The organism is Paraburkholderia rhynchosiae (assembly GCF_002879865.1).
GTDB classification, from domain to species: Bacteria; Pseudomonadota; Gammaproteobacteria; order Burkholderiales; family Burkholderiaceae; genus Paraburkholderia; species Paraburkholderia rhynchosiae.
Map to the genome: position 1 here is coordinate 23,604 of NZ_PNXY01000035.1, position 15,325 is coordinate 38,928.

17 protein-coding genes are annotated in these 15,325 nt (G+C 62.0%); 8 read left to right on the forward strand and 9 right to left on the reverse strand.

Annotation, left to right across the window (positions count from 1 at the left end):
- The first annotated feature begins 97 nt into the window (after positions 1-97).
- The 4 genes from C0Z16_RS31110 to C0Z16_RS31130 all read left to right on the forward strand — a co-directional run bounded on the left by C0Z16_RS31110 (position 98) and on the right by C0Z16_RS31130 (position 3,236).
- Positions 98-784: a DUF2242 domain-containing protein gene (locus tag C0Z16_RS31110; protein ID WP_102635878.1), complete on the forward strand. Its 687-nt coding sequence runs from the start codon at positions 98-100 to the stop codon at positions 782-784.
- A 783-nt stretch (positions 785-1,567) separates the two neighbouring features.
- The gene (locus C0Z16_RS31120; protein ID WP_102635880.1) at positions 1,568-1,819 is read left to right on the forward strand and encodes a hypothetical protein; all 252 of its coding nucleotides are present in this window, start codon (positions 1,568-1,570) and stop codon (positions 1,817-1,819) included.
- 228 nt (positions 1,820-2,047) lie between these two features.
- Positions 2,048-2,800 (forward strand): IclR family transcriptional regulator domain-containing protein, encoded by a 753-nt coding sequence (locus C0Z16_RS31125; RefSeq protein WP_102635881.1) that lies wholly within the window; start codon positions 2,048-2,050, stop codon positions 2,798-2,800.
- 223 nt (positions 2,801-3,023) lie between these two features.
- The gene (locus tag C0Z16_RS31130; RefSeq protein WP_102635882.1) at positions 3,024-3,236 is read left to right on the forward strand and encodes a hypothetical protein; all 213 of its coding nucleotides are present in this window, start codon (positions 3,024-3,026) and stop codon (positions 3,234-3,236) included.
- Between the two features lie 212 nt (positions 3,237-3,448).
- Here C0Z16_RS31130 and C0Z16_RS31135 read toward each other — a convergent pair whose 3' ends face one another.
- Together C0Z16_RS31135 and C0Z16_RS31140 are read right to left on the reverse strand one after the other, a co-directional pair.
- Complete coding sequence (locus C0Z16_RS31135; RefSeq protein WP_102635883.1) at positions 3,449-3,727, reverse strand: hypothetical protein; 279 nt, start codon at positions 3,725-3,727, stop codon at positions 3,449-3,451.
- A gap of 78 nt (positions 3,728-3,805) precedes the next feature.
- The gene (locus C0Z16_RS31140) at positions 3,806-4,594 is read right to left on the reverse strand and encodes a Mut7-C RNAse domain-containing protein (protein ID WP_102635884.1); all 789 of its coding nucleotides are present in this window, start codon (positions 4,592-4,594) and stop codon (positions 3,806-3,808) included.
- Between the two features lie 95 nt (positions 4,595-4,689).
- Between C0Z16_RS31140 and C0Z16_RS31145 the strand changes: the two genes are divergently transcribed.
- Both C0Z16_RS31145 and C0Z16_RS31150 read left to right on the forward strand, forming a co-directional pair.
- Positions 4,690-5,559: an NAD(P)-dependent oxidoreductase gene (locus C0Z16_RS31145; protein WP_102635885.1), complete on the forward strand. Its 870-nt coding sequence runs from the start codon at positions 4,690-4,692 to the stop codon at positions 5,557-5,559.
- Between the two features lie 72 nt (positions 5,560-5,631).
- Positions 5,632-6,279, forward strand: a complete 648-nt coding sequence (locus tag C0Z16_RS31150) for a LysE family translocator (protein WP_102635886.1) — start codon at positions 5,632-5,634, stop codon at positions 6,277-6,279.
- 259 nt (positions 6,280-6,538) lie between these two features.
- Here C0Z16_RS31150 and C0Z16_RS31155 read toward each other — a convergent pair whose 3' ends face one another.
- From C0Z16_RS31155 to C0Z16_RS31165, 3 genes are all read right to left on the reverse strand, one after another.
- Complete coding sequence (locus C0Z16_RS31155) at positions 6,539-7,363, reverse strand: OmpW/AlkL family protein (RefSeq protein WP_102635887.1); 825 nt, start codon at positions 7,361-7,363, stop codon at positions 6,539-6,541.
- Between the two features lie 182 nt (positions 7,364-7,545).
- Complete coding sequence (locus C0Z16_RS31160; RefSeq protein WP_102635888.1) at positions 7,546-8,793, reverse strand: DUF2957 domain-containing protein; 1,248 nt, start codon at positions 8,791-8,793, stop codon at positions 7,546-7,548.
- A 97-nt stretch (positions 8,794-8,890) separates the two neighbouring features.
- A complete protein-coding gene (locus tag C0Z16_RS31165) occupies positions 8,891-10,312 on the reverse strand; it encodes a DUF2957 domain-containing protein (protein WP_102635889.1) in 1,422 nt (473 codons plus the stop codon).
- 275 nt (positions 10,313-10,587) lie between these two features.
- On the opposite strand from C0Z16_RS31165, the gene C0Z16_RS37910 reads away from it, so the two are divergent.
- Positions 10,588-10,746, forward strand: coding sequence for a hypothetical protein (locus C0Z16_RS37910; protein WP_158244553.1), 159 nt, complete (start codon positions 10,588-10,590; stop codon positions 10,744-10,746).
- A 56-nt stretch (positions 10,747-10,802) separates the two neighbouring features.
- Here C0Z16_RS37910 and argC read toward each other — a convergent pair whose 3' ends face one another.
- From argC to C0Z16_RS31180, 3 genes are all read right to left on the reverse strand, one after another.
- Complete coding sequence (argC, locus tag C0Z16_RS31170) at positions 10,803-11,750, reverse strand: N-acetyl-gamma-glutamyl-phosphate reductase (RefSeq protein ID WP_102635912.1); 948 nt, start codon at positions 11,748-11,750, stop codon at positions 10,803-10,805.
- A gap of 232 nt (positions 11,751-11,982) precedes the next feature.
- Positions 11,983-12,555, reverse strand: a complete 573-nt coding sequence (locus C0Z16_RS31175; RefSeq protein ID WP_102635890.1) for a flavodoxin family protein — start codon at positions 12,553-12,555, stop codon at positions 11,983-11,985.
- 220 nt (positions 12,556-12,775) lie between these two features.
- A complete protein-coding gene (locus C0Z16_RS31180; RefSeq protein ID WP_102635891.1) occupies positions 12,776-13,378 on the reverse strand; it encodes a YbhB/YbcL family Raf kinase inhibitor-like protein in 603 nt (200 codons plus the stop codon).
- A gap of 416 nt (positions 13,379-13,794) precedes the next feature.
- Between C0Z16_RS31180 and C0Z16_RS31185 the strand changes: the two genes are divergently transcribed.
- The gene (locus tag C0Z16_RS31185; RefSeq protein ID WP_102635892.1) at positions 13,795-14,484 is read left to right on the forward strand and encodes a response regulator; all 690 of its coding nucleotides are present in this window, start codon (positions 13,795-13,797) and stop codon (positions 14,482-14,484) included.
- Positions 14,485-14,578: 94 nt separating this feature from the next.
- Here the strand turns inward: C0Z16_RS31185 and C0Z16_RS31190 are convergent, their stop codons facing one another.
- Positions 14,579-15,265: an orotate phosphoribosyltransferase gene (locus tag C0Z16_RS31190; protein ID WP_102635893.1), complete on the reverse strand. Its 687-nt coding sequence runs from the start codon at positions 15,263-15,265 to the stop codon at positions 14,579-14,581.
- Positions 15,266-15,325 lie beyond the last annotated feature (60 nt).

A 15,325-nucleotide genomic window follows, 5' to 3' on the forward strand; every position in this document is an offset into this window, starting at 1 on the left:
GCTTCCCTGCACGCTTTTTACGCACGTGCGGCAACCGCTCTACAATGCATTTTCTTCGCGATTTCTTTCGCATTCACGCAGCGTTTTCTGATTGACCATGTCCACCTCGCTTTTCAAGACCACCGCGGCTTCGCTGTGCGCACTGATGATTCTGGCCGCTTGCAGCAGCGCGCCGCAGCCGAAATTCCAGCAGGAGCTATTCGAAACCGGCGCGAGCCCCTATGCCCGCAATTTCAACTCGAGCGTGACCGATACCTGTGAGGCCGCGCGTCGCGCGTTGTTGAGCCAAGGCTATCTGACCACGTTGACACGCAACGATACCGTCGACGGGACCAAGAACTTTCAGCCCACCGGCGATACGCACGTGGTCGTCGAATTTCATGTGGTGTGTACGCCGGGCGAAGAGGCGAGCAGTACGAGCATCGTCTACGTGAACGCCGTGCAGAACGGCTTTGCGTTGAAGAAGAGCGATACGTCGGCGAGTGTCGGGTTGAGCGTGCTCGGTTCGCTGTCACTACCGATCCGCTCGAACAGCGACGCGATGGTCAAAATCTCCAGCGAGACCATTCCGTCCGGCAAGTTCTACGACCGTTTTTTCGGTCTCGTCGACCATTATCTGCAGACGGTAGTGCGTACGCAGCCTGTTTCCAACGACCGCATCGAGACGCGCCCGCTGCCGATGCCCGTCGAGGCGGCGGCCCCAGCGCCGATTCCCGAAACGCCCGACGTGATCGGCAAGGCCGCGTCAGTGCAACCGGCGAGCGACGCGGGCGCACTGCGCTGAGATGTTCCGACTCGCGCTGCGGCGGGTCGAAGTGCGATCAGCCTGCAAAATCAGCGTGCAGCGACACTTCTCCTATGTCTTTTACTTGATGCGTATACGTATGTAGTAGTAGTTAACAAGGGTTAGTCTCCTCTGTGGATAACCGCCGATTCTTCCGTTACATCAAGGTAATGGCAATCCGATAACCGTGCGGAGCCGCACTGTAGGAAAACTTCCAGTTCAGGATAACTTTCCTGCCTTGCGTCGACCGCGTCGTCTTATCAAGATTTCGCGCACAGGCTGTTCCATGCGCTATCCCAACGTTATGCATAGGCCAGTGTGGATAAGTGGCGTGCCGATGCTGCGTCTCGGGCGTTTGCCCAGCTTCTGCGGCGGCGCATTTTCAATCCGCTTTGGCTCGCGAGCGTACAGATTGCCGGACACACCGCGTGCACATTGAGTACGGACGGTACGAAGATTGCGTGTCTCTTTTTGCAAGCGCAACTGTTGCTATTTAGTCAAAACCAGTTTGGTAACGCCCGATCCAGGCATAGAGTTAAAGTGTTTTCTGAAGTTCTTGGTGCGGTGCGGGGGGTGTGGAATGAAGCGCAGAACAGCACGACAGTTGGTCCGTCTTCTCTCGGATATCAGACATGCCAGTCATTGCAGCACGCTGCGGGCGGCTGCCACGAACCGGACAATGGCGCTTGCGTCGGCGGAGCGCCAGGCGGACTCGGCGGAAAGCGACGAAAGCACTGACGCCACCCGCGAGGCGCACGACAACAAACCGGCGCAGAGCGAATCATGAGAGCCGCTAGCGAACAATCGTTGCGTTTTCTCGTCGAGAAATGGCTCGCGCCGGCGGCATCCGCGGCTGTGCACGTCACCGAGTTCAGCCGTACGCGCGTGGGCGGTCGGCGTTACGTGCGCGTGGAGACATCGGCTGAAACGGGCTCGCGGGGACTCTTCTTCTTCCGTCACGACGACGGCTGTTGGTGCGTGTTCCCACCTACTGGCGACGCGCGGCATCTGTATGCGCATCCGCGGGCGGCTTGAGGCGGGCCGCCAGGCGCTTCAGTTGGGCACTCAGTAGCGCACGTTTGCATGCCGAAAAACGTTCCGAGGCCGGCGACTCCGAGCCGGGCGGTAGCCGGGCACCGGGCCGAGCTGCGCGATAATCGCCCGAGGGACAAGCGGCTTCGGGCACAATCGCCCGCATAGGCTGAGGCTGGCCGCGGCAAGCGGCACCAGCCCGCATTAGCCGCCACAATCTCAGGCAACTCCATGGACGAAAAAGACTGGATCGCCGGCGCCGCGAAGGCGTTGGCGATCATCGAGGCATTCGACGAAGAACACGCGCGCATGACACCGACTGCAGTGGCCGGACGCGCGGGTCTTTCGCGCACGGCGGCGCGCCGCTATCTGCTGACGCTGCGCGAACTGGGCTACGTCGACACCGACGGCAAGCTGTTCTGGCTCGCGCCGCGCGTATTGCGGCTCGGGCAGTCGTACCTCGACTCGGCGCGCTTGCCGCGCACGGTGCAGCCGTTCCTGCAACGCATTACCGCGACGCTGCAGGAAACGGCGCTCGTCGCGATTCTCGATGAACACGATGTGGTGTACGTGGCGCGCAATGGTGTGAACCGGGCTATGGCGGTCGGCTTCGTGCTCGGTTCGCGCGCGCCGGCGCCTTTGTCGTCGGCGGGATTGGTGTTGCTCGCGTTCCAGGCGCCGGAGAGCATCGAACAGTGGCTGGCGTCGTATCCGATCAAGGTGTTCACGCCGCATACCTATTCCACCATCGAACGGCTGCGCGAAGTGCTCGGCGAGATTCGCCGTAACGGCTACGTGGTCACCGACCAGCAACTCGAACTCGGCGTGCGCGGGGTCGCCGTGCCGTTGCGCGACCGGCACGGCATGGTCGTCGCGGCCATCAGCGTGAGCATGCCGATCGGCCAGGAGTCGGCAAACGCCGCGCTGCACCGCGTGCTGCCGACGCTGCTGGAAACCGCGAGTCTGCTGCGCAATCTGGTGTGACGCAGCTAGGTAACCGCCCTGGTATCGGGCGTTTAATGAGTGAAAGCGTGTCGAAAGCAAGCTGTCTCCCGGAAGATACATATCGGGTTTTGCGCATGACAAACCGCCTACGCCTAGGTAATACTCTCCCGCGGGGAGCGGTAAGGCGCCTCGAGCCTGCCTGCTTCCCCGTGCAGCTATTCCATTCACACTGACTCAGTCGTTGAGGTTTGGGGAACAACACATGAAAAAAGTTATCGTTTCGCTCGCAGCTGCATCGATCGCGCTGATCTCTGTTCAAGCTTTCGCACAAGCATCGGATACGGCAGCTCCGGCCGCTGCCGCTAGCGCACCGAAGAAGCATCACATCAAGAAGCTGAAGACGCACGGCAAGCGCGCTCCGGTTTCGTCGGCCGCGTCGGCAGCCGGTACGAACGACAAAGGCGCGCAGAACTAAGCAGGCGCGCGTTCGTCAGGCGAGCTTCGCCCGTTGTATTTGCGCCGCTAGCCGGCGCTTGCGGTGCCGGTTCGATGCCAGTTCGAGGCGGGCGTCGCCAGCAAAAAAGGCCAGAGCACGAGCTCTGGCCTTTTTTATTCCGGCGGCGTTCAACGGTATCCCCGCGCCGTCGCAACATTCCAGCGACACGCGCCGACATGCCGTAGCTGCGCTTATCCCGCGAGGCCGCGCCTGATCACTTCGTTCAGCAATCCCGTCATGCCTTCCGGATGCGTGGCGGCGCGCTCTTTCAGTTCAGCAACCAGTTCGCCGTTCAGCTTACACGCGAACGCGACAAGTCCCTGCGCCTGATCCAGCTTGCGCTGCTCACGGCGATCGAGTTTCGGCTCCGCAGCCGAAGCCTTGCCAAAGCGCTCGGCGGTGGATTGCTTCATTGCATTGTTCAGCTTGAGTGCCTTGTTCTTTTCAAGGTCGGTCTTTTTCATCGACATACGGAAGGCCTTTGCCAGATAAGTAATCCCGCATTGTACGCACCACGCCGCTCGTCGCGCGAGCGGCGGCTTCGCGTGTCAGGGCGAGGCGCCCGAGGCGCTCACATTGCGCGCGCCGGACTCCGGTGGCGTCGCCGCCACGCTGTCGATCAACGCGCGCATTCTTTGCCAATGCGTGCCTTCCCAGAACACGCGGCGGCAGACGTCGCAGGTCACGAACTGGTTGTGCCGGAGCAGAACGCCGTCGGGCGCGCGGTCGCCTACTTCATCCTTTGCGATACGCCGCAGCGGCGCGTTGCACATCAGACATAGACGGAACGGCTGCGCGCTGCCTGCCAGGTCCAGCCGTTCGAACACTTCGCGAAATTGCTCGCGCGGACGCAGCGCCCGAACGTAGCAGCCATGCGTGATGGTGCGGCGTTTCAATAACTCGCGGTCGCGCGTCAGGACAATGCGCTCCTGCGCGGCGGCGAGCGCTTCGATATCGGCGTCGGGATAGTGGTTGTCGTACAGCGTATCGAAGCCGGCAAGCCGCAGCAGCGGCGCGAGGCCGCCGAGATGCGCATCGGCGATAAAGCGCACCACGCGCAGCGGCCGTTCCCGCACGCGCAGCAGCGGGCGGATGTCGAGCGCTTCGAACTTCGGATACACCGCGACACGGTCGCCGTCCGCGAGAGGATGATTGAAACCGACCGACTCGCCGTTCACCAGTATGAGTTCGACTTCGGTATGCGGCACGCCTAGCGCTTCGATCGTGTGCTTGGTCGTCGCGCCGCGCGCACACGCGTAAGTGAACGCTCGCCGACGCAGCGGCCGGGCGAGAAAATCGTTCAGCTCCTCGTAGAAGCGGAAAGTCGCGGTGACCATCGCAGCAGTATCGCACCGTGCGTCATTGCGCGCTTTTCCTGCATTTATCGCATCGGTGTGCTTTACTTCCAGTTCTTTAGAAGACGGAGCCACAGATGGACATCGGTTTTATCGGTCTCGGCGAGATGGGCGCCGCGATGGTTGCAAACATCCTGAAAGCGGGGCATCAGGTGCGCGTATGGAACCGCTCGCCGGAACGCGGGCAAGCGCTCGCCGACGCGGGCGCGCGGATCGTCGCTACGCCGGCAGAAGCGTTCGCCGGCGACGCCGTGTTTTCCATGCTCGCCGACGACGCCGCATTGCGCGAGGTCGTCACGGCGTCTTTGCTGGAACACGCGCCGCGCGGGCTGATCCACGTGAACATGGCGACGATCTCCGTGGCGCTGGCGGAGGAGCTGGCGACGGCGCATGCGTCGCGCGGGGTCAACTATGTGGCGGCGCCGGTGTTGGGCCGGCCGGATGTCGCGGCGGCGGGCAAGCTGACCATCGTCGCCGGCGGGCCGGCTGAGTCGATCGACCGGGTGCAGCCCATTTTCGACGCGATCGGTCAGAAGACCTGGCGCATCGGTTCGCTGCCGCAGCAAGCGAACGTCATGAAACTCGCCGCGAACTTCATGCTCGGCGCGGCGGTCGAGACACTCGGCGAAGCCGCGGCGCTGGTGTCCGGGCACGGCCTCGCCATTCAGGACTTTCTCGACGTCATCACGAGCGGCATTTTCCCCGGACCCGTGTACGCGGGCTACGGCAAGATGATCGCGGAGCAGAGCTACGAGCCGGCGCTGTTCAAGGCGCGTCTGGGACTGAAAGACTTGCGGCTCGCACTCGCCGCGGCCGACGCAGTCACGACGCCGCTGCCGATCGCGAGCGTGGTGCGGGACAGCCTGATCGAGGCTGTCGCTCATGGCGACGGCGAGAAGGACTTCGCGGTGCTGGGCCAGGTGGCGGCGCGCCGGGCCGGCCGTTGACGAGCGGGGCGCGCGCGGACGGCGGCGCGCCGCGGGCATAATAGCCGTCCAATCCTTTTTCGCGTTGGTGCCATGAGTCTGCATACCTGGTGGCTGTTCGTCGCCACTGTTTTTGTCGTTTCAGCGATTCCCGGTCCGAATATGCTGCTGGTGATGACCCACGGCGCTCAGCACGGTCTGCGCCGCGCCGGCGCAACGATGGCGGGCTGCCTGTCGGCGCTGGTGCTGATGCTGGCGGTATCCGCAGCGGGTCTCGGCGTATTTCTCGAAGCGTGGCCGGCCATGTTCAACGCGCTACGCATGATTGGCGCGGCTTATCTGGTCTACCTTGGCATCAAGGCGTGGCGCGCGCCCGCTGACGAAGTCGCCGCAGCCAACGCCAACGCCGACGCCGACGAACTGACCGCCAAACCGGCGCGCTCGCGTCTCGCGTTGTTTCGCAACGGTTTTCTGGTCGCAGGCAGCAATCCAAAGGCGATCCTGTTCGCCGCCGCGCTGCTGCCGCAATTTATCGACGCTGCGCTGCCCAAGCTGCCGCAGTTCGGCGTGCTGGTCGTGACGTTCGCGATCATCGAGGTAAGCTGGTATCTGGTGTACGCGGGGTTCGGCACGCGCATTGGCAGTCACCTGAAGAGCCGCAGCGTCGCGCGACTTTTCAATCGGCTGACAGGCGGTGTGTTCGTCGCATTTGGCGCAATGATGGCGTTGGCCCGGCACTAGCGGTTGTTCTGCCGACAAGTCCAAGCACACGTTGTGAATTCGCAACAAGAAGGGACAACCCTTATTTTCATGTTGCGTCGCACCAAACGGTTTGCTATAGTGGTTCTTGTCTCCTCCATGTCTCCTCTGATATGGATTCAGCCCGCCAACTCGGCGGGCTTTTTTTTGCCTCCGATTTCCCGGTTCTCAAGAACGCAAAAAGCCGGCTTCCCCTTGCGAAGGACGGCCGGCTTTTGTATTTGGCGCTCACTGTTCGAGGTCAGAACTTATAGGAGACCGCGAGGAACGAAATGATGGGGTCCGCCTTCAGTTCGGCCTTGGAGACGCCCAGTTCGGTGCCGTCCGCGGCCTTGATGATCACAGACGAGGTCGTCTTCAGCGGAATGTAGGTCACCGAGGCCACCAGGCCCCAATGCTCGGTGATGTTGTACGCGAGCCCCGCGTTGAACACCGGCGCCCACGACGACGACGCCTTCGCCGACACCTGCGTTTTGCCTGGCTTGCCCGCGCCCGCAGCGAGGATCGCGCCGAGGTTCTCCTGCGTCGACTGGACGAAGTTCTGGCTCAACTGAATGTCCGAGAACCAGTTGTACGACACGCCGATGCCCACGAACGGCCGGAATTTCGCCGTCGGTGCATTGAAGTAGTACTGAAAGAGCAGCGCCGGGCTCCATTGGCGCACGCTTTTCACGATTGGATTCACTTGCGGATCGCCGATATCCTGCTGGCCGAGCGCGCCCGCCGGCCCGGGCGGTTTGATGGTGCCGTGCCCGTACATCTTGAACACAGGCGGCACGCCCGCCACCGTCGTCAGGGCGATGTGATCGGTGAGGTAATGGCTGAAGACGAGACCGACTGTGTCGGCGTTGTTCGTCGACAGACTCGTGCCGGCCGACGTGAATGAGTTGGGCAAGCGCAGCGGCCTGTTGATCGGCGTCGGTGCGACGTTGGTCGTCAGCGGCGTGCTCGAATCCTGCGGCATGACGTGGAACCAGCCGAGCGCGGCGACGTTGTCGCCCGCATGTTGCGCGTACGCACTGGCAGACAGGCACGCGGCCAATATCGCGAGATAAAATTTTTTCATGTTGTTGCTCCTCCTTGGACGCTCGACAAGCGCGGGGCGAGCGGCGAGCGTTGGCCGTGGGGCCAGGGCCACCTCGCCGGTGCGCTGGATAGACGGTGAGCGCCGGCCGCCGCGCTGCTTGAGAGGACGGCGGCCGGGGACGCGCACGTTTTGTCACGTGCTGACGGCGCGTGGCGCGTCAGTTACTGAACGAAAGCGCCGATCGTGAAATATGGCGAGGCCGCGTTGGTCAGATCGAGGTAGCCGAATACACCGCCCGTGAAAATCATCTTTCCGGTCGGCGTGGTGCCGGTGGATGCGCCTACGTGCGTCGTCGTGACCACGCCCGGCACGGTTTGCGTGAAGTCCAGGTTCAGCGCCGTCGCCAGCGATGCCTGCGACGGGTTGAACGGATCCAGCAGCGTGGCCTGCGCGCCTTCGAGGGCGGTCGTGCGATAGTCGAACTGGCTATCCACGCCGATGTACTCGCCGTTCTGCGAATTCACAGCTATTGAGCTTTGCGGCGCCAGAATCGAGATGCCCGATTCGTCGTCCGCGTACGGTCCGAGCGCGCCGTTTTGCGGCACCGTGACCGACGAATTCGCCGCGCCCGTACGCACGAGGATCGGCACCAACTGGTTGCGCAGCTTGCCGACGATCATGTAGCCGCGCGCTTCTGGGGTAGTGGCGAGCGTAGGCTTGGCCTGTCCCTGGAAGTTGTTCGTCTGGAACGCGCCGCTGCCGTCCGCTGCCTGCACGAAGTTGCTGCCCGGCTGCTGGCATTTGCCCGCGTTGACGCCGGAGTTGTCGCACTCGGTCCACGTGCCGTCTGCGTTGATGGTGATCTTCGAATCAACCGCCACTGGCGCGAAGTTCTGCGACGGCACCTGGTGATAGCCGAGCTGGTTGTAGGTGCCGGCCACCTTCGCGAGATCCGTTTCAATCAATGAGAAGCCGATGAACGGGTAGTACGGGAACTTGGTGTCCGGCACCGCGCCCACGCCGAGAATCCCGCCGAACGAAATTTCCGCGCCCGGGATCGTGCCGCCCGCGACGCCCTCGCCGACAAAAATCCGCGCCGGACGGTTGGGATCCAGACTCGCGCCGTTCAGGCGGAACGCGCACTGGTTCAGCTTGTTCGTCGGCAGCAGTGTTTCCTGAGTCAGCGTGCCGCTAGCGGTCTGGCCCGCGCGTGTCGGCACAACGGTGCCGGTCTTCGCCGGGATCGGGGATTCGATGTAGCTCACCTGCCACGTCATCTTCGCGGTATCGAGTTGTAGCTTGACCAGTTCGCCGTCACCGCCGCCGCCTGTGTAGACCGTGCTGTAATCGAGCGACGCAGGACACAGCCGCACTTCCGTCACGGGGCCATCACCGCCGCCGCCACCGCCACCGCATGCCGTCAGCAACGGTGCAGCAAGCGCGAGCACCGACAGGAATCTCCATTTCATACCGCCTCCAGAATTTTTTCGTTGTAAGTAGCCGGCTCCCAGTCCAGCCACCGTTTGCTTTTTATGTCTCTTACTGCGTGCTGCGTTTGCTTCACCGCTATTTGCTGATTTGCGCTCCGACGCCGAAGTACGGCGTGCTCGAGGTATCGGAGTTGGCCGACGTCGACGTGACGCCGCCGTTCTCCGTGCCCTGGATCTCGATCGCGTACAGGCCGCCCGATGCGATCGCGAGGCCAGTCTTGCCGTTGGCGTCCTGCACACCGACGAGGCCGGGGCTCGCCAATCCGTAGCTCAGACCAAAGCCGCTTTCGGCCGCCGAGGTCGTCGGGTTGATGAACGTGCCGACCGTGCCCTGAACCAGGGTCGCCGTGTACTTGAAGTTCGAATCCGCACCGACGTAGCCGCCGTCGAAGCCGCCCGATGCAAGCGGTTTCGCCGCGGCGAGCATGGCGATGCCGGACTCATCGTCGACTTTCGCGTCGAGATGGAGCGGCGCCGTGCCGAGGTCGATGTAGCCCGTGCGGACAACGAGCGGCACTGTCGCGCCGTTGATCTGCCCGAGAATCATGTGCGCGATCCCCGACTTGCCAGTCGCGCCGATAAGCGGAAGCTGGAACTGCTTCACGATCTGCGGCGCTTGCTGGCTGTCGAAATAACCGTTGCCGTTGAGCGTCAACGGGTTGCCCGTCGTCAGGCAGCCGCCGGCGTTCGGCGAGTAGTTCGCGTTCGCAGTGTTGCTGCTGGTGCAAGTGCCGCTCGCGTCGAACGTTTCAACGGTGTTGGTCGCGACCGTCGAGTAATTGCCCGACGGCGCAAGGTGATACAGCAGGCCGTTGTAGGTGCCGGGCAGCCTGGTGATGTCGGTGGTCGTGCTGGCGAAGCCGAGGAAGGGGTAGAAGTCGAAATGGCGGTTCGGCACCGCGCCGATGCCCGAGCCGATGAGCGGAATCGAAAGCCCGTCGAACTGGATCGTCGCGCCCGGAATGCCGCCACCCGCCACGCCCTGGCCGACGAAGATCATCGGCGGATTCGGGTTGTTGGTGAAGCCGGGCGTCGTGTACGGCTGGCCGTCGCCGGCCGCGGTGCCGGTGCCCGCGCCGAGGATGAACGCGCAGCGAGTTTGTTCCGCAGTGGGCAGTGTGCCGGTCGGCGGATGGATCACCGCGCCCGTGATCTGCGTGCCCACGCGGGTCGGCGTGACGGTGCCGGTGCGCAGCGGAATCGGCGACTCGAGCCACTTCAGCGTGTAGGTCATCGCCGCGGCGTCGATATTCAACTGAACCACCTCGCCGCTTCCGGCGCCGCCGAGGAACGTGCTTTTGACGATGTCGGCGGTGGCCGGACACAGCGTGGCTGCCGCTCCGGTCGAAGTGGGCGGGCCCTGGACGCCGCAAGCGGAGCCGGAGCATTGCGGCGTATTGATTGCGCCTGGATTGTCGGATTTACCGCCGCCACAAGCGATAAGAAAAGGAGTCGTGGCAATAGCCACTGCCAAACCTCGAATAATGGCGTCCGCCATGCTGCTGTCTCCCTTCGTGTAATTGTGCGAGCTAATTTCGCCGCGCGATTAATGCCTGTCAATTGAATGAGCCGTCTAAAAAGCCCGATTCAAACAGCCGCATTCCGGCGGCGCACGCGGCGCGCGGGCGCAAGCGGGGCTTTTAAACAAAAAAGCGAATTTGGTGCGAAAGGGCCTGACGTTGTTTCGAAGCACGCCCTTGCCAGATAAGCCTTTGCGCAAAATGGCTCTATCATCTTCGAACGACCGTTCGATAAAAAATCCGGAGTTTCCCTATGCGGGAAAGTATGCAGTTCGGGTCGTCGGCGGAAAAAAATACCGGAAAATCGAGTGGCAGCGCCGATTTTAATCTTTTATTAATGCGGGCTGCGACTGATTATCTTGGCGAGCAAGCGGTTCGGCGGTGGGTTCAAAACAAAAAAGCCGGTCCTTGAAGACCGGCTTTCATAATACTAACGGCAACAAATCGTCCCCGGTATATTAACTTTCATTAACGTTTCAAACCCGTTTCTTCATTTGCACCGATTGCGAGGTTCATGCACTGGATCGCCGCGCCAGAAGCGCCTTTGCCCAGATTGTCGAGGCGAGCCACGGTTACGAAGCGCTCCTCCGTGCCGAACACGAACAGGTCTACCCGATTCGTGTCGTTGTTCGCCTGCACGTCGAAGAACCCGCTCTCCAGATTCGCTTCGGCGTCGAACGGCGCGACCCGCACGAAAGCTTCGCCCGCGTAATACTCGGCGAGCAGCGCCTGGACCTCTTGCGGGGTTGTTTTGCGGGCCAACTGGCGCGGCGAGAAGAAACTGGTTACCGCGAGACCCTTGTAGAAGTCGCCGACGATCGGCGTAAAGACTGGCGCCGACTTCAGGCCCGTGTGCGCCGCCATTTCGGGCAGATGCTTGTGCGTCAGGCCGAGCGCATAAGGGCGCGGGCTCTTGAACTTGTCATTGCCGCCGGCTTCGTAGTCGGCAATCATTTTTTTGCCGCCGCCGCTGTAGCCGGTGATCGAATAAGCGTGCGCGTCGAACTCGGGCCCGACCACGCCGGCTTCGACGAGCGGACGCATGGCCAGCACGAAAGCCGACGCGTGACAGCCCGGCACGGCGATGCGTTTGGCCGTGCGCAAACGCTCGCGCTGCGCGCGGGTCAGTTCGGGCAGGCCGTAAGCCCAACTGTCCGACGTGCGAAACGCGGTGCTGGCATCTATCAGCACCGTGCGCTCGTTTTCCACCAGCGAAGCCGACTCGCGCGATGCAACGTCGGGCAGGCACAGGAATGTGACGTCCGACGCATTGATGAGACGACGGCGCTCCTCGAGGTCTTTGCGCTTCGCTTCTTCGATACGCAGAATTTCCACGTCGGCGCGCTGCGACAGGTATTCGAAAATCTTCAGGCCGGTCGTGCCTTCCTGTCCGTCGACAAAAACTTTCGTGCTCATCTCGATCTCACTGGCTTGCTGGAAACGGCGCGGGAGACCGCGCGGAAACGCCATTTTAAGACCTCATCGCCACGCGCGTGCGCAAGCGCTGAAAAACGGCGCGAAAACAGCGAAAAAACGACGATGCCCGCACAAAGTGACAGCGACATGACTTTGTTCCGCTGCGGTGGCGTGCGGCGCGGTGAGCTGGGCAAAACCGTGTCGCGTGAGGAAGTGGCTCCGCCTCGCAGCATCAACGGATCGCGGAGATCCAACGGGCCGTCACTTGCGCAACGCGCGCGCCGAACAGACGCGCCGTTTCGAGGTCGCCCTCGGGCGGCGCCTCTTCGGGAGAAGCATCCGCCGGGGACTGCGTGAGCAGGCCGGTTGAGCCGCCCACGTAGTTCAGGTCGTTGCGGGTTGCCGCCTTGGTGTTCGACGGCATCAGACCGGTGCCCGCCCAGATCATGCCGTGCTGCATCGCGAGCGTGACGAAGTACTGGATGGTGAGGAATTTGTCGCCGTTCATCGTCGCAGAGTTGGTGAAGCCGGCGGCGACCTTGTCCTTCCAGGTCTGGCCGAACCATGGCTTCGAGCTCGCATCGGCGAACTTCTTGAAGTCGGCGGACGGTCCGCCCATGTAAGTCGGCGCCCCGAAGATGATCGCGTCCGCGGCGGCCAGTTCGGCCCACGCCGCTTCGTCAATGTCGGCAACCGGCAGGAGCTTCGCGTGCGCGCCGGCCCCCAGTGTGCCGGCCAGCACGGACTCGGCGACTTTCTTCGTGTGGCCGTAGCCGCTGTGATAAACGATGACGATCTTCGACATGAGACGCTCCAGGCAAAGAGAAGAGGATTCGATGACGCACGGCGATCATGCGTTCGCGACGCGACATGACGCGGCGCGACATCGGCAAGCATGCCGCACACGACCTTGCAGCACATTAGCGTGCGCGGATGACAGAATTTCCGCGCGATGAAGAATGCAGCGCAACCCGTGCGCGAATCGACGGCTTGCAACCACGGCAAGTATGCGTTCGGCGTGGGCGCTATCGGCCGTAATTCACCACCATCCGGGCGCTGCCAAGCGCGGCCGTGCCGATCTCGTGATCGAACATCAGCGCGGGGCGGCCTTGCGCGAGGCGGAGATCGGTGGTGCTTAACGCATATACCGTGATCACGTAGCGATGGGGCTTGCCCGCTGGCGGGCATGGGCCGCCATAGCCGTCGATATCGAAGTCGTTGCGGGCTTCCACCGCGCCGAGCTTCTTGAGAAAGCCGGACGCGCTGGCGTTCTCGGGCAGGCTTGCGACGGTGGCCGGAATGCCGGCGACTGCCCAATGCCACCAGCCGCGGCCGGGTGCATCCGGATCGAACATGGTGATGGCGAAGCTGCGCGTTCCGGACGGTGGGTCACGCCAGGTCAATTGAGGCGAGCGGTTGCCGCCTTTACAGTCGTCCTGATCGAAAACCTGCGGGGTGCTGACCGTTCCTCCCGCACGAAAGCTGGCGCTGGTCAGCGCAAACGCGCCCTCGGCGAGAGCGCGGGGACCATGCGCGAGACATAGCGCGAGACCGAGCGTGGCGCTGATGAAAAACGGCGTGCGGCGAAACGGCGAAGCATCCGAAACAACCAGGCAACGCAAGCGCATGTGCCGGTTCTCCTTGTCGACCAGAGTTGGTGCTTTAGCACCTACTCTGGTCCCATGCAAAGCGGTCGACCAGAGTTGGTGCTTTAGCACCTACCCATGGTCCCATGCAAAGCGGTCAATCAAGTTGGCGCATCACGCGCTGCTCATGTCCCATGCAGCCTGTTTCCGAGAGCACGAGACAGTCGCCGCACGGTGATTATTGTCCGTATTTCGTCCCTAGGGGTCGAATCAGTTTAACATTAGCTCCCCGATGCTTCATTGTTGCCGCATTGCCAGATTGCCAGCCTGGAAATGGGCTATAGTCGGGAGAATTTTCGCGTGTAGGTAGCCCGTGTTCCTATCAGTTGAAGTAAAACATTAAGAATAAAAAGCATGTGTGAAGTTTTGGAGAGGGTTTTTCTGTCGAGGTGCGGGCAATGCAAGATGTAGTCAAGGTGGTCATCGCCGATGATCACCCAGTAATCCTATTCGGCGCTGAACAGGCTTTGCTCAAGTTTCCCGGTATGCAAGTGGTCGCGCGTGCGCGGCAGTCGACGGAATTGATCAAGGTGCTGCAAACCGTTGCGTGTGACGTGCTAGTAACGGATCTCGCGATGCCTGGTGGCCAGTTTGGCGACGGCTTGCCGCTGATCGGCTACCTGCGCCGCAATTTTCCCAACCTTCCTATCGTCGTGCTAACGATGCTGGAGAACGCCGCGCTGCTGCAGCGGTTGCGCGAACTCGGCGTGACGTCGGTCGTGAACAAGTCCGACGACTTGAGTCATATCGGGCTCGCCGTGCAACACGTCAGCCGCAATCTCGACTATTTGAGTCCGTCGGTCAAGGCGTCGCTTGATGCGTTGCGCATGAACACCGGCGGTAAGGGCGAGGACGTGATGTTGTCGAGGCGCGAACTGGAGGTGGTGCGTCTCTTCGTGTCCGGCATGACCATCAAGGAAATCTCCGAGCAATTGAACCGCAGTATTAAGACAATCAGCACGCAGAAAAACACGGCAATGCGCAAGCTTGGCATCGACCGCGATTCAGAGTTGTTCCAGTATGCGCAAAGCAACGGTTTGCTGAATCTGTCGTCGCATTCGGCGCAAGATACCGGCGACCTGCCTTAACTGTTCGCAGCAATTTCTTCGCCGTAAAAAGATAAAAGGCCGCCTGTCGTAAAACAGGCGGCCTTTTTATTCAAGCGGTATTTCGCAGTCGCGCTTACTGCGGCGTCGACGTTGCGCCGCCGTGCGCTGCCGACCATTCAGCCGGCGCGTGCAGGAATTTCTCTACTTCGTCGAGCGTGTTTGTGTCGAAGTACTTGTTCTCCTTGGCGACGCGCAGCACGTCCCACCAGGTGGCAAGCGCGTGCAGATCGACGTCGATGTCTTTCAGCACCGACACGCTTTCCTTGAAGATGTTGTAGTGGAACAGCACGAAGCAGTGATTCACCGTCGCGCCGGCGGTGCGCAGCGCGTTGATGAAGTTGATCTTGCTGCGGCTGTCGGTGGTCAGGTCTTCCACCAGCAGCACACGTTGACCTTCGGTCAACAGACCTTCGATCTGCGCATTGCGGCCGAAACCCTTCGGCTTCTTGCGCACGTATTGCATCGGCACCATCAGGCGGTCGGACAGCCATGCCGCGAACGGAATGCCGGCGGTTTCGCCGCCGGCCACCGCGTCGATCTGCTCATAGCCCACGTCGCGCAGAATGGTGGCTTCGGCCATTTCCATCAGGCCGCGGCGCACGCGCGGGTAGGAAATCAGTTTGCGGCAATCGATATAAACCGGGCTCGCCCAGCCGGACGTGAAAATGTACGGTTTCTCCGCGTTGAAGTGCACTGCTTGTACTTCGAGCAGCATCTTGGCGGTGGTGTCGGAGATCGTCTGGCGATCGAAGCCTGTCATGGGCGGATCCTTGGGTGTGAGCGGGAGAAGCGGGCGCTAAGCCCGGTGGCGCAGCAAGCG